The sequence below is a fragment of the Gordonia alkanivorans NBRC 16433 genome (genome assembly GCF_000225505.1).
GTDB lineage: Bacteria > Actinomycetota > Actinomycetes > Mycobacteriales > Mycobacteriaceae > Gordonia > Gordonia alkanivorans.
Window position 1 is genome coordinate 1 of the sequence record NZ_BACI01000030.1, and the last position, 12856, is coordinate 12856.

The window sequence follows — 12856 nt, forward strand, 5'->3', positions numbered from 1 at the left end:
GATGGGGGGTGCGTTTGCCGAAAAGTGGTGGGCTTGTCGGAGCTGGCATCCTGGAGACAGCACCACGTCGGACAGCCAGGAGTGAACAGTGACCGCACCAGACCGCGTCGACGTCCTCATCATCGGAGCCGGGATCTCGGGCATCGGGGCCGCCCGCTACCTACGGACCAAGCGTCCGTCGAAGACGTTCACCATTGTCGAGGCTCGTGCAGCCGCCGGCGGAACCTGGGACCTCTTCCGTTACCCGGGCATCCGCTCGGACTCGGACCTGCACACCTTCGGCTACGAGTTCAAGCCGTGGACCGACAAGCAGGCGATCGCCGACGCCCCGCGAATTCTCGACTACCTCCACGAGACGATCGAGGAGAACGACCTCACCGGCCACATCCGGTACCACCACAAGGTCATGGCCGCCGCCTGGTCCTCCGACGACGCACGGTGGCTCGTCGACCTCGAGCGCACCGACACCGGGGAGCGGACGCAGATCAGCGCGCGGTGGATCTTCTGCGGTTCGGGCTATTACGACTACGACGAGGGATTCAGTCCCGACTTCGCCGGCGAGGACCGCTTCCGCGGTCAGATCGTGCACCCGCAGCACTGGCCGGAGGATCTCGACTACGCCGGGAAGCGGGTCGTGGTGATCGGAAGCGGTGCGACGGCCGTGACGCTGCTGCCCGCAATGGCCGAGGAGGCCGCGCACGTGACGATGCTGCAGCGCACGCCGACCTACGTCATCCCGTTGCCGCGTGAAGACGCAATTGCCAACTCGCTGAAGAAGATCTTCGGCGACGAGCGGGGATATGCGCTCACTCGGCAGAAGAACGTCGCGCAGCAGCGAATCCTGTTCGAACTGTGTCAGCGGTTCCCCCAGGTGGCGCGACGAATGATCCGGAAGATCAACAAGTCTCAACTCCCGGAGGACTTTCCGGTCGACGTCCACTTCAACCCGCCCTACGACCCGTGGGATCAGCGCCTGTGCGTGGTGCCCGACGCTGATCTCTTCCGCACCATCCGGTCGGGCAAGGCGTCGATCGTCACCGACCGGATCACGTCGTTCACCGAGACCGGCATCCTCCTGCGGAGTGGCGCCGAACTCGAAGCCGACATCATCGTCACCGCAACGGGACTCAACATCAAGATCATCGGCGGCATCGACCTCACCGTCGACGGCAACCCGGTCTCGCTACCGGACACCGTCGTCTACCGCGGGATCATGCTGTCCGATGTGCCGAACTTCGCACTGGCCATCGGGTACACCAACGCATCCTGGACACTGAAGATCGGGTTGCTGTGCCAGTACTTCTGTAAGTTGCTCGGGTACATGGACTCTCACGGTCACGACGCGGTGTGGCCGGTAGCCGACCCGGGCATGCCCACCCGGCCGTTGCTCGACTTCGGCGCCGGGTACGTCCAGCGCGCTCTCGACACCCTGCCGAAACAGGGACCGCACACCCCGTGGGTGATGTCGATGAGCTACTACGCCGATCGTCGCCTGTTCAAAGGCGATGTCGCCGACGAGAATCTACGGTTTGCGCAGGCGCGGCAACCGGAGGTTCTCACGTAGGAAACACGGACAGAACGACATACCTCGCCGGCTTCACCTGTCGGGCAAGCGAAACAATCAGTCGAACTCTAAGTCCTTCGCGGCCTCTCGCCGGTTCAGTCGCTGGGCCACGACACCCACCCCGAAGCCGTGCAACACGACACTCGCCAGGACCGTCACAGTCATCGCATACAGCGTCTCGTTGGCGACCATGCCGTCGAGTTCGTTGAAAGCAAGGAGACCGAAGACGATCGACGCGGTTCCGCGTGGCCCGAGGACGCCGATCAGAAGTCGATCACGTGGGCCGATGTCGGTGCGCAGCAGCGCGAGGTAGACGGGAACGATCCGGAGGACGGTCAGCGCGGCGAGGGCCAGAACGACGATCTGCCAGACGAACCCGAGTTCGAAGACCAGCACGGCGGCACAGCCGAAGACGAACCACATCGTGAGGGCCGCGAGCGCACTGACATCGTCGGCGAGGCGCAGTTGCTCGTCGCCCGGACCGTCGGCCCGTGCCGCCTTGTAGGCGATACCGCAAAGGAATGCCGCCACGAAGCCGTTGCCGCCGAGTTGCACCGAACATCCGTAGGCGAGGATCGGGATGAGGACGAGACTGATCCGGATGGACTGTTCGGTGGCGAGCCCGCGGCGAATGGTGAAGTTCGTCAGTCGCGCGGCGAGGAGTCCGATGACGCTGCCCGCCAACACCGCCCACAGCGCAGACGGCACCGCCTGTTCGAGTGCTTCGGCGGGGGAGGAGGCGTGCTTGTGGTCGCCTGCGAGCGTCAGGGCGAAGACGAAGAGCGGCGCGATGATGCCGTCGTTGTAACCGCTCTCGATGTTCAGCAGGTGTCGCACCCGCGTGGGGAACCGCCGATCACGTACCAGCGACGAGGCGGGCGTCAGGTCCATCGGGGTCACCACGCAGGCGATCAGCAGCGCGACGCCGACCGCCATCGACGGCAGGAGCGCGACACCCAGCAGGGTCGCCAGGGCGACCGACAGCGGCATCGCAATGAGCAACAGCCGCAGAGATGTTCGACGTTCACCGGCGAAGTAGCCGCCTCGCACTTCGATGGCGTCGACGAACAACAGGAGAGCCAGGATCAGTTCGACGAAGGGTTCGGCTGCGTCGGTGTCGAGTGCGTTGCCGATGGAGTTGTTCGTGGTCAGCCCGATCACGAGGCCGGCGACCACCATCACGATGGCCCCGGAGATCTGGAGCCGCGACAACCGGCCCGCGACCAGGGTCCACCCGACGATCACCACGATCGCGATCAGTGCGGGAGTCATCGACCTCGCCCACGTGACAGCATTGTCGGATCTTATCCCGGCCGGCCGCGCTGATCAGGTAGGTCGCAGCGAGATCAGTGCACGTGAGGCAGCTTCGCCACGTCGTGAATCCATGAAGTCGGCTCGCTCCGGACAGCCGTTGCACACGGGTGGACGCGGATAGGCTGACGTGCATGGAGTTCGAGGACATCTTCACCGCGGTGGCGGTCGCATTCGAAGCGCTCGGCGCACTGGCCATGATCACCGGCTTCATCATCGCGCTCGTCCTCGGTGCGCGGTCGTTGTCCCGCAGGGAATCCGGCAGCGAAGCCTTCTCGATCCTCCGGACAACCCTGGGCTCAGCCATCCTCCTCGGTCTCGAGATCCTCGTCGCCGCAGACCTCATCCGGACGATCACCTCGAAGCCCTCGATCGAGGACGCACTGATCCTCGGGATCATCGTGGTGATCCGGACGGTGCTGTCGATGTCCATTCAGATCGAGATCGAGGGCACTCTGCCGTGGCGGCGGGCGGTGCTGACCAACGGCGGTCAGTTGCTGAGCAAGGCGGTGGCACGTGACGCGGCCGCGAGTCGAGCGGTCGAAGAATCGTGATCGGCTGATCGACAACGCGTTCGGACGCCTACCAGATGCGCCTCGGGATGAGGAGTCAGCCGGTGACCCGGAATTGACGGCGATAACTGGTCGGCGACGTCGCGAACGTCGCCGCGAAGTTCTGTCGCATCGTCACGCTGCTGCCGAAGCCGCATCGTTCGGCGATGGCGTCCATTCCGAGGTCGGTGGTCTCGAGGAGAACCCGGGCACGATCGAGGCGCTGCCGAAGAATCCACTGCGCAGGCGTCGTTCCGGTGACCATCCTGAAGTTCCGCACGAAGCTCCGGGTACTCATGGCGGCCCGGGAGGCGAGATGTTGCACGGTGAGCGAGTCGTCGAGATGCTGCGCGGCCCACTCCATGAGTTCGCCGATCGGGTTGCCTGTTGCCGTCACCGGGACGGGCTGTCGGGTGTATTGCGCCTGACCGCCGTCCCGGTGCGGCGCGACGACCAGGCGGCGGGCGACGTCGTTGGCGACGTCGGCACCCAACCGTTCGCGGACGAGGTGCAGGCAGGCGTCGATCGCCGACGCCGTGCCCGCTGACGTCAAGACGTCACCGTGGTCCACGTACAGTACGAGTGAGTCGAGCGGGATGTCGTTGTGGCGCTTGCGTAACGCGTCCATCGCCGCCCAGTGGGTCACCGCCGAACGTCCAGACAGCAGGCCGGCGTCGGCGACCGGGATCGCGCCGAGACACAGCCCGACGATGACCGCGCCACGGTCGTGGCCGTCGATGAGGATCTGGCGGAGAGAGGCGTCGAGCGGCGGGAGATCCTCGGGCCAGGACGGCACGACGATCATGTCCGCATCTGCGGCAGCCTACGGTCCCACAAGACCGGAGATCTTGTACCCCTCGCCGACGCCGACCTCGCCGCCGGCCGCACTCCACAAGACAGTGGTCCACGATGATCCCGGGTCCGTTCTCGCGGTCTCACCGAAGACCAGCTGCGGTGCGGCGAGATGGAACATCGAGATGCCGTCGAAGACATAGACTGCGATTCGCATTGGCCAGATCCCATCGAAAGTAGGCATTCGTGCCACTCCCGACCGTACTCTGCGACGACGCATAGTGAGGTGGTCGGTCGACACCCCCGGCCGCCGACAGATGGGAGACCCGACCATGACCACGATCCGCCGCGCACTGATCCTCGTCGACGTCCAGAACCAGTACTTCGACGGCCCGCTGGCCATTCAGTACCCGCCTCGTGACATGAGCGTGCAGAACATCGTCCGACTCATCGACCACGCGAAGGAGCAGCGCATCCCGGTGGTGGCCGTTCAGCACACGTACCCGGCCGACGCGCCGGCGTTCGCGGAGGGGTCGCGATCGTGGGAACTGCACCCGGACGTCGCCTCGCGGGCGACACCGTCGTGGAAGCGGGTGCGCAAGATCCACGGCAGCGTGTTCGCCGGGACCGACCTGGCGGAGTGGCTGCGGGCGCAGGACGTGAACACGGTGACGTTCGCCGGCTACATGACGAACAACTGCGACCTGGCCTCGGCCGCGGGCGCCGAGGAACTGGGCATCGCCGCCGAGGTGGTCTCCGACGCGACCGGCGCCATCCACATCGCGAACGCCGCCGGGAAGGCCTCGGCCGAGCAGGTTCACAACACGCTGATGGCGATCCTCCACTCCAACTTCGCCGCGGTCGCCACCACCGATCAATGGATCGACGCCAGCGCCGGTGGAGACCCGCTCGACAAAGACGATCTGGCGTCCTCAGCCGTGGAAGGGCAGCGGGCATTCGGCGCCTGACGAGCGCGGTTTTATATGTCGACCGTCATAGAGTAGCGTGCACTGCGTTATAGCGGTCGTCATAGTCGCGTGAGGAAGAGTCCTGCCATGCCCACACTCGCCGAACTCGTCTCGGGTTTCGATCCGACCTCGGAATTCGTCGTCCCCACCCAGTGGACGCAGGGTCGTACCGCTTACGGCGGGCTGACCGCGGCCATGTCGGTACTCGCCGCGCAGCTGACCGAGGGTAAGCCGCTACCGCCACTGAAGTCGGCACAGTTCCTGCTCAGCGCGCCGGTCGTCGACGCCGCGACGTTCACCGCCCGCCGACTCCGCGAAGGGCGATCAGCCTCGAGCGTCGCCGTCGAAACCGTGAGCGGGGGACAGATCGCCGCGCACGCGTCGCTGATCTTCGCGCAGCCGCGTCCGAGTGCGATCAGCCATGACCTCGTCGGCGCTCCCGAGGTTCCGGCACCCGAGGATTGTGGGCCGTTCGGCGACGCCTCGGCGCCCCTTCGTCCGGCGTTCGTCGACAACGTCGAGATGGTTCGGGCGGGTGGGACCGTCCCGCTGGGTGACGACGGGGACCCGCGGTTCCTCGCCTGGGTGCGGCATCGCGGTGCCGAGGGAGTGGATCCGACGATCGCGCTGGTCGCCCTCGCCGACGCCCTGCCGCCGGCGACCACGGCCGCGTTCACCGAGTGGGCGCCGATCAGCACGATGAGCTGGTCGCTGCACATCTGCACCGACGACCTGCCGAAGCCGACGGACTGGATGCTCCTGGAATCGTCGAGCACCTTCACGCGCGACGGCTACTCCCATCAGTCGATGACCCTGTGGGACAGTGCATCGCGTCCGATCATCCAGGCCTCACAGACGGTTGCGCTGTTCGCCTGACGAAGCCCGGAGAAGTGCGGCGTTCAACCGCCGTGGGATTCCCTGAGGGCTCGGCCCTTCTCGATGTCTTCCTGGTGGATCTTCTCGTTCTTGTCCGAGACGGTGGTGTCGCGAGGGGGAAGCTGTAGCCGCTCTTCGGCAGCCATACCCGCCTGAAGCTGACGACCACGCTCGAGTTCGGCGTCGAACTCCGCGCCGAAGAGCAGGGCCAGATTGGTCAGCCACAACCACAGCAGGAAGACGATCACACCCGCCAGCGCGCCGTAGGTCTTGTTGTAGCTGCCGAAATTCGAGACGTAGAGAGCGAACGCCGCCGAGGCCACGATCCAGGTGACGATCGCCAGGACTGCGCCCGCACTGATCCACCGGAACTTCGGTTGTTTCACATTCGGTGTCGCCCAGTACAAGACAGCGACGATCACCACCACGAAGACCAGCACCACCGGCCAGCGCACGATGTTCCACACAGTCAGAGCGGTGCTGCCCAGACCGATCGCATCGCCGATGGAACGTGCGATCGGTCCACTGACCGCGAGCATCAGCGCCACAGCAGCGGAGGATCAGGGCCACCAGCGTCACCAGCAGCATGGCGGGCCGCAGCTTCCAGATCGGACGGCCTTCATCGACCTCGTACATGCGGTTCATCGCACGACCGAATGCGCCGACATATCCCGACGCCGACCACAGAGCGCCGGCGAGACCGATCACGAGGGCGAGGCCTGCACTCGGCGCGGACACGAGTTGTTCGACGGGTGCACGCAGCGTGTCCACCGCATCCGACGGGCCCAGGTCTTCGACCATCGTCAGCACCGCGTCAACCGTCTTCTCTCCCTGTCCGAAGACACCGAGCAGCGAGACCATGGCGAGCAGTGCGGGGAACAGTGACAGCACCGAGTAATAGGTGAGCGCGGCCGCCAGGTCGGTGCATTGATCACGGGAGAACTCGCGGGCCGTCTTTCGCAGCACGAACATCAGCGACGGCTTGGTGAGGTCGGTGGGCGATTCGGGCTTACGTGGATCGTCTGGATCGGCGAGAGTCGGGTCGTCTTCGACGTCCCGGCCGGCCTTGTCCATGGTCTGCTCGTCCTTGCTCATACCCCGGTGTAGCCGCCGGGTTCGCAGACCAAACTCTCCATGCCTTGACCAGGCGGGACGGGGGAGCGCGCCCGGTGGCGGTCAGCCCGCGGAGGCGACCACACGTGACAGCGCGAGCTCGCGGCCGGCGATGCGCGCGTTCTCCTCGGCCTCGACCTTGAGCTCGGCCGCGATATCGGCGAAGGCATCGAGGGCAGGATTCACACCGACGAGCGTGAACTGACGTTTGACGATCCGGAGGTCGAGTCCCCAGACATCCTCCAGGACGCGGCGCAGCCACGGCGTCGAGTGGTCCCAGCCGTCCCTCGGCGTTCCCGGGTCGTAGTTGCCGCCCTGGGTCGTGACCAGCACCGCGGGCTTGCCACGCAGCGCGGCCGGGTCGACGCCGATCCGCGGATCGGTAGCTGCGAGGTCGTACCAGCCCTTGAAGTGTTGGGAAACACCGAAGTTGTAGAGCGGAACGGTGAGCAGCAACGCCTCGGCCCCGATGACCTCATCCGCGATCTCGGCGGCGAGGGCGACTGCCTCGCGTTGCGCAGCGTCGCGGTCGGCCGGCGGGACCGTTCCGGCGATCACGGCATCGCGCCACACAGTCGCGGAAACGGGATCGGTCGACAGATCTCGGCGTGTGACCGTCGAGTCCGGGTGAGCGCTGGTCCATTCGCGCTCGACGAGGTCGCCGAGGGCGCGGCTCGACGACGTGGAGGGGAGGATGCTGGCATCCAGACGGAACAAAGACATTCGAACTCCTCGGGAGCAACTAGGTATTTAGAAGTGACTACTCACAAGGTAGTACCGTCGTCGTCGAAGCGCCACCGGGCGACTAGGATGTGGTCGATGTCCGATATTTCCGCGACCGGCCACGCGCCGCGCACATGCGACGATGCGTTGCGTCGTGCGTTCGGCTTCCTGGGCAAGCGGTGGAACGGCATTCTCATCGCAACGCTGATGAACGGACCGGCGGGGTTCGCCGAATTGCGTTGCGCCGTCGGAGGAATAAGCGATTCGGTGCTGTCCGGCCGACTCTCGGAACTGACCGCGGCCAATCTGGTGGAACGCCTGGTGGATCCCGGACCGCCGGTGTCGGTGTCCTATCAGCTCACCGAGTCGGGGCGCGCACTCATGCCGGCACTGACCGCCCTCACCGCTTGGGCTTGGGAGAATCTGCCGCCGTCGGTGGCGGAGTAACTCGACGGATCAGACTGCGATCCGACACACTTCGTCGACCACACCCTGCAGGTCGCCCTGGATCACCCTCGTCAGCGCGGCAGGCGTCTCGTCCTTGAAGCCGGTCAGGTCGACCGGATCCCCGAAGGTCACCATCGGTCGGGCCCGATCGCTCTCCGATGAGTAGGCGATACCGGCGGACACGAGCGTGACGTCGACGCCCGCTTTCAACGCACGGTAGGCGATGTGGCCGATCCCGGTTCCGAGCTTCTGCAACCGGGTCACGTCACCCTCGTTGCAGGTTCCCTCGGGGAAGACGGCGATGCTGTCGCCGCGGACCATTCGCTCGACGCAGACGCCGAACATCTGCCGACCGGCCTCCGCGGCGGCCCGGACACCGTGGTCCTTCTGACGGAAGACCGGAATGCCGCCCAGGGTGTCGATCTTGCGTCGCTGCTCCGGGTCCTCGAAGAGTTCGTCTTTCGCCAGCACGCGCAGGTGACCGATGCGGGGACGAAGGGGTGAGCGGAAGCCTGCCGCCGCCAACACCAGCGGATCGCGCTCGGACACATGGTTGGCCGCGACCAGTAACGGTTTGCCGCTGCGGACCGCGCGAACCAGACGATCGCGGGCGGTGAACCCCACGACGGGCCTGATCTTGGCGGCGAGCACCCCGTACATCAACTTCGCGCGTACGCGATCCTGCTGGTGATCGAGGTAATGCGCGTATACGGCCTCAGACCGGGTGAGCTCCACATCCACGTAAGTTACGGTACCGTAGGTTAGTTGTCATGCCCAAGGAACGGCGAAACCAGTCTGTCTGTGGACGACGAAGAACAGCAGGTGGGGGGCTTGAGTCCATGCCGGGGCGATGTTCAGTCAGGCACCACGACGGCTCGACCACGTAGGTCATTGGCGGCCAATCGCCGGTAGGCCTCGACCCCGTCATCGAGCGAGAACCGTTCGACCGCCACCTCTAGGACACCGTCTCGTGCGAGGTCGAGAACCTCGATGAGCTCGTCGCGTGCTCCCCAGTACGGCGCGCGCACCGACACCTCGTAGGGCTGGGTGAAGAAGCCGACCTTCGCCGCGGCGACCATGTCGCCGATGCCCACGATCACCACGTCACCCATGGTCCCGACGACGCCCATCGCGATGTCGAGAGTGGGTTGCAGGCCGACGAAGTCGAAGACTGCGGTCGCACCGTCGTTCCCGGTGATCCTGCGGACGCCCGCGACGGCATCGGCGTCGGAGAGCACCACCTCGTGGGCCCCGACCTCGCGCGCGAACTCGAGCTTCTCGTCGCTCACGTCGAGGGCGATCACTCGCGACGGAGTCAGGTGCCGAAGCAGTTGGATCCCGACATGCCCGAGACCACCGGCTCCGATGACCACTGCCGTGGTGCCACCGACCAGCTTCGGAAGCGAGGGTTTGATCGCGTGGTAGGGCGTGAGGCCGGCATCGGTGAGAGGGACTGCATCCACCGGATCGAGGTCGCCGAGGGGCACCAGGTGGCGCGCATTGTCGACGAGCAGGTACTCGGCCATCGCGCCCGGGTTGCCCAAACCCGGTGGTGCGATGCCCAGTTCGCCGGCTCGGCTGCAGTAGTTCTCCAAGCCGCGGGAGCAGAAGTGGCAGACGCCGCAACCCCAGGCTCCGTACACGGCCACTGAGATGCCCTCGGAGATACCGGTGACGCCGGTGCCCACCTCGGCGACCACGCCGGCTCCTTCATGGCCGAGCGTCATCGGAAGGGGATACGGGAATCCTTCTTCGGGCAGGTTGAGGACGAAGTCGTCCGAATGGCAGGCGCCGGCTGCCGTCACCTTCAGGAGCACCTGTCCGGGACCCGGCGAGGGTTTGTCGACCTCACGCAGCTCCGGCAGTTTGCCCGGCTGGACGACCTGAATAGCCTTCATGCGCATACCTTTCGATCCGGCGGATGGTGGACCCGCCTTCCGGTCTACTCGGTCGGTCGCAAAGCCATGCGTCTTCCGTCGAACTCGGCACAATCCGCTCGGCGTGGCAACTTCCTGTTCACCACCGGCGGGATGGGTTCCGTGCCGCGCATCGCACGCATTGCCGGGCCGCGGGGAGGACCTCGAGTCGCTCGGGGTCGATGACCTCGCCGCACGTCTCGCAGCGGCCGTACGCTCCGCGACCGACGCGCTCGAGAGCAGCGTCGATCTCGTCCAGACGAACCCGCGATCGTTCGAGCTGGGCGACCAACTGGCCACGCTCGACGGCGAGTGTCGTCCCCTCCGGATCGTGTTCATCGTCGGAGGCGGCGTCCGCGGTCGACTCGATGACGGCGGCCAGACTCGCAGACAGTGATTCGATGAGCGTCGCGGTTCTCTCGCGCTCGGCGATCAGCGATGCTTCCGATTGGTTCGGGCCGGAGTTCGGGTCGGAGTGGATCACGTTGACCGAGCCCAGGTCTGTGGTCGACTCACGGCTCAAGTTGTACGCCGCAGGTACGACGTTCTCGGTCACGCATGAACGTCGCGGAGACCGACGGCGCCGCGCAACCCTGAACAGTTGACGCACCCCACGCAGCCGACACATCCAGCGCACCGCCGGCACAGCAGACAGGCCACGACACCGACACTGCCGGCGACCCCGAAACTGATTGCGGTGGCGACACTTCCGGCGACGAGCAGGCTGGCCATCGTCGCCGCCGAACCCGTGACGATCGCGCTCGCGACCGTAGCCGCCGAGGAACTGACACCGGCGCTGGCCACCGTGCCGGCCGACCCGGCGACGGCAGCGCTCGCGACGGTGCCGGCCGAACCGGCCACCGCCAGGCTCGACGTGGTCGCGATCGAGCCGGCGACCGCGGTCGAGTTCACGGTCGAGGGTGATTCGACGACAGAAGTCTCATCGCGGGTGAGTGTCCACATGATGTCCATGGTCGCGCAGTCGGAACACGCACGCAGGGGGTTCGGGGGCAACTCACCGGTGTTCCGCGGAACACTCCCGACACTCAGGTCCCGCAGAACGTCTGGAACGACGAGTTGAACTCGTCCGAAGCAGGCGCGGTGTACTTGACCCATTCGACGCGCCGCTCGAACGGGTGCGTCACGACGTCGAGTAACTCCTCGAACGGCGCGAGGTCACCCTCGTGCGCGGCGCGGAGGGCGGCGTCGACCATGTGGTTGCGTGGGATGTAGAGCGGGTTGACCTGATCCATCGCGTCTGCGGTGGTGTCGTCGTCCCGGCCGTGATCGGCGAGCGTCTCGCGCCATCGTGCGAGCCAGGGCGCCGAGACCTCCCGTGGGAGGAGTAGGTCGAGTGGAGCCGTTCGTCCGCGGAGTTCGTCGGCGAGCGCCCGGAAGGCCCCGGTCCAGTCGGCGCGGTGTTCTGCCATCAGGGCCAGCAGGTCGTCGATCAATGCGTGGTCGACAAAGGTATCGGCCAGCCCCAACTTGGCGGACAGACCTTCGTTGAGGTGCTGCTCGTACAGACCGTCGAAGGTGGACAGCGTGGCGGTCGCGATGGCGATCGCCTCGTCCGGCGTGGGGCTGATCAGCAAGAGAAGCGTTTCGGCGAACCGTGCAAGGTTCCATTTCAGGACGGCGGGCTGGTTCCCGAAGGCGTAACGCCCGCCCTGATCGATCGAGCTGAACACCGCTGCCGGATCGAAGGCGTCGACGAATGCGCACGGCCCGTAGTCGATGGTCTCGCCGGAGATGGTGGTGTTGTCGGTGTTCATGACACCGTGCACGAACCCGACGAGCATCCACTGGGCGACGAGGCGGGCCTGACGGTCGACAACGCCCTCCAGCAGCTTCGCGTAGCGGTTCCCACCACCGGTGGTCGGCAGGTCGGACAGGTCGGGGTAGTGGCGAGCAATCGCATAGTCGGCGAGGGGTTGCAGGATGTCGCCGTTGCGGGCGGCGAACTCGAAGGTACCGACCCTCAGGTGACTCGCTGCGACGCGCGCGAGCACGGCTCCGGGCTCGACACCGGTGCGGTGAACGCCGCGACCCGTCGCCACCACCGACAGTGACCGGGTGGTGGGCACGCCGAGAGCGTGCATGGCTTCGCTGACCAGGTATTCGCGGAGCATCGGTCCGACGACCGCGAAACCGTCTCCTCCTCGCGAGAACGGCGTCGGACCAGAGCCCTTCAACTGCATGTCGACGCGGTGACCCTCGACGTCGAGCAGTTCACCCAGCAGAAGTGCCCGCCCGTCGCCGAGCAGTGGGGCGTATCCGCCGAACTGATGTCCGGAGTACGCCGTCGCCACCGGTTGCCCGTCGGCGGGCACGGCTGCGCCGGCCAGGATCGCGACCCCGTCGTCGGAGCGCAAGGCCTCGACGTCCAACCCCAACGACGATGCGAGCTGTTCGTTCACGACGAGGAGCTGCGGATCGGGCACGTCGGCTCCCCGCCATTCGACGGTGAGCGGCGTCAGCTCATCGACGAAAGTGCTCTCGAAGCCGGTGATCGCGTCGGACGTGCGGGCGGGGGAGTCGGTGGCAGCCACTCTTCGAGCGTAACCACTCGTCGCGCTGCCCGACTTTCGCTGA

The 12856-nt window shown here is 66.1% G+C and carries 12 protein-coding genes and 2 pseudogenes; 5 read left to right on the forward strand and 9 right to left on the reverse strand.

All coding sequences use genetic code 11. The annotated features are described in order from the left end of the window. Positions 1-88: 88 nt before the first annotated feature. Positions 89-1564, forward strand: a complete 1476-nt coding sequence (locus GOALK_RS04290; protein ID WP_006357572.1) for a flavin-containing monooxygenase — start codon at positions 89-91, stop codon at positions 1562-1564. 57 nt (positions 1565-1621) lie between these two features. Here the strand turns inward: GOALK_RS04290 and GOALK_RS04295 are convergent, their stop codons facing one another. Further along, positions 1622-2836, reverse strand: a complete 1215-nt coding sequence (locus tag GOALK_RS04295; protein WP_006357573.1) for a cation:proton antiporter — start codon at positions 2834-2836, stop codon at positions 1622-1624. 173 nt (positions 2837-3009) lie between these two features. On the opposite strand from GOALK_RS04295, the gene GOALK_RS04300 reads away from it, so the two are divergent. Next, positions 3010-3429: a DUF1622 domain-containing protein gene (locus tag GOALK_RS04300; protein ID WP_006357574.1), complete on the forward strand. Its 420-nt coding sequence runs from the start codon at positions 3010-3012 to the stop codon at positions 3427-3429. A 55-nt stretch (positions 3430-3484) separates the two neighbouring features. Here GOALK_RS04300 and GOALK_RS04305 read toward each other — a convergent pair. Then, positions 3485-4435, reverse strand: a pseudogene (locus GOALK_RS04305) (GlxA family transcriptional regulator). Between the two features lie 115 nt (positions 4436-4550). Between GOALK_RS04305 and GOALK_RS04310 the strand changes: the two are divergent. Both GOALK_RS04310 and GOALK_RS04315 read left to right on the forward strand, forming a co-directional pair. Then, positions 4551-5186: an isochorismatase family protein gene (locus GOALK_RS04310; RefSeq protein WP_040004002.1), complete on the forward strand. Its 636-nt coding sequence runs from the start codon at positions 4551-4553 to the stop codon at positions 5184-5186. Positions 5187-5273: 87 nt separating this feature from the next. Then, positions 5274-6062 carry a thioesterase family protein gene (locus GOALK_RS04315; protein WP_006357578.1) on the forward strand — a complete coding sequence of 263 codons (789 nt, stop codon included), beginning with the start codon at positions 5274-5276 and terminating at the stop codon, positions 6060-6062. A 23-nt stretch (positions 6063-6085) separates the two neighbouring features. On the opposite strand, the pseudogene GOALK_RS04320 reads toward GOALK_RS04315, so the two are convergent. Together GOALK_RS04320 and GOALK_RS04325 are read right to left on the reverse strand one after the other, a co-directional pair. After that, positions 6086-7157 (reverse strand): annotated as a pseudogene (locus GOALK_RS04320) (YihY/virulence factor BrkB family protein). A gap of 81 nt (positions 7158-7238) precedes the next feature. Further along, a complete protein-coding gene (locus tag GOALK_RS04325) occupies positions 7239-7898 on the reverse strand; it encodes an FMN-dependent NADH-azoreductase (protein ID WP_006357580.1) in 660 nt (219 codons plus the stop codon). Positions 7899-7994: 96 nt separating this feature from the next. On the opposite strand from GOALK_RS04325, the gene GOALK_RS04330 reads away from it, so the two are divergent. After that, positions 7995-8345: a winged helix-turn-helix transcriptional regulator gene (locus tag GOALK_RS04330; RefSeq protein WP_006357581.1), complete on the forward strand. Its 351-nt coding sequence runs from the start codon at positions 7995-7997 to the stop codon at positions 8343-8345. A 9-nt stretch (positions 8346-8354) separates the two neighbouring features. Here the strand turns inward: GOALK_RS04330 and GOALK_RS04335 are convergent, their stop codons facing one another. The 5 genes from GOALK_RS04335 to GOALK_RS04355 form a co-directional block, all read right to left on the reverse strand. Beyond that, on the reverse strand, positions 8355-9086 hold the full coding sequence (locus GOALK_RS04335; protein ID WP_040003999.1) for a lysophospholipid acyltransferase family protein: 732 nt from the start codon (positions 9084-9086) through the stop codon (positions 8355-8357). Positions 9087-9199: 113 nt separating this feature from the next. Next, positions 9200-10243, reverse strand: a complete 1044-nt coding sequence (locus GOALK_RS04340) for an NAD(P)-dependent alcohol dehydrogenase (protein ID WP_035752567.1) — start codon at positions 10241-10243, stop codon at positions 9200-9202. A 118-nt stretch (positions 10244-10361) separates the two neighbouring features. Next, a complete protein-coding gene (locus GOALK_RS04345) occupies positions 10362-10760 on the reverse strand; it encodes a TraR/DksA family transcriptional regulator (protein ID WP_050918651.1) in 399 nt (132 codons plus the stop codon). A gap of 53 nt (positions 10761-10813) precedes the next feature. After that, on the reverse strand, positions 10814-11233 hold the full coding sequence (locus GOALK_RS04350; protein ID WP_006357585.1) for a hypothetical protein: 420 nt from the start codon (positions 11231-11233) through the stop codon (positions 10814-10816). 74 nt (positions 11234-11307) lie between these two features. Continuing rightward, entirely contained in the window at positions 11308-12813 is a 1506-nt protein-coding gene (locus GOALK_RS04355; protein ID WP_006357586.1) for a protein adenylyltransferase SelO, read from the reverse strand. Positions 12814-12856 lie beyond the last annotated feature (43 nt).

Bases quoted from the DNA above. Each gene is read 5' to 3' on its own strand.
- GOALK_RS04295 (WP_006357573.1), bottom strand. From the start codon at position 2,836: ATGACTCCCGCACTGATCGCGATCGTGGTGATCGTCGGGTGGACCCTG.
- GOALK_RS04300 (WP_006357574.1), top strand. From the start codon at position 3,010: ATGGAGTTCGAGGACATCTTCACCGCGGTGGCGGTCGCATTCGAAGCG.
- GOALK_RS04310 (WP_040004002.1), top strand. From the start codon at position 4,551: ATGACCACGATCCGCCGCGCACTGATCCTCGTCGACGTCCAGAACCAG.
- GOALK_RS04315 (WP_006357578.1), top strand. From the start codon at position 5,274: ATGCCCACACTCGCCGAACTCGTCTCGGGTTTCGATCCGACCTCGGAA.
- GOALK_RS04325 (WP_006357580.1), bottom strand. From the start codon at position 7,898: ATGTCTTTGTTCCGTCTGGATGCCAGCATCCTCCCCTCCACGTCGTCG.
- GOALK_RS04330 (WP_006357581.1), top strand. From the start codon at position 7,995: ATGTCCGATATTTCCGCGACCGGCCACGCGCCGCGCACATGCGACGAT.
- GOALK_RS04340 (WP_035752567.1), bottom strand. From the start codon at position 10,243: ATGAAGGCTATTCAGGTCGTCCAGCCGGGCAAACTGCCGGAGCTGCGT.
- GOALK_RS04350 (WP_006357585.1), bottom strand. From the start codon at position 11,233: ATGGACATCATGTGGACACTCACCCGCGATGAGACTTCTGTCGTCGAA.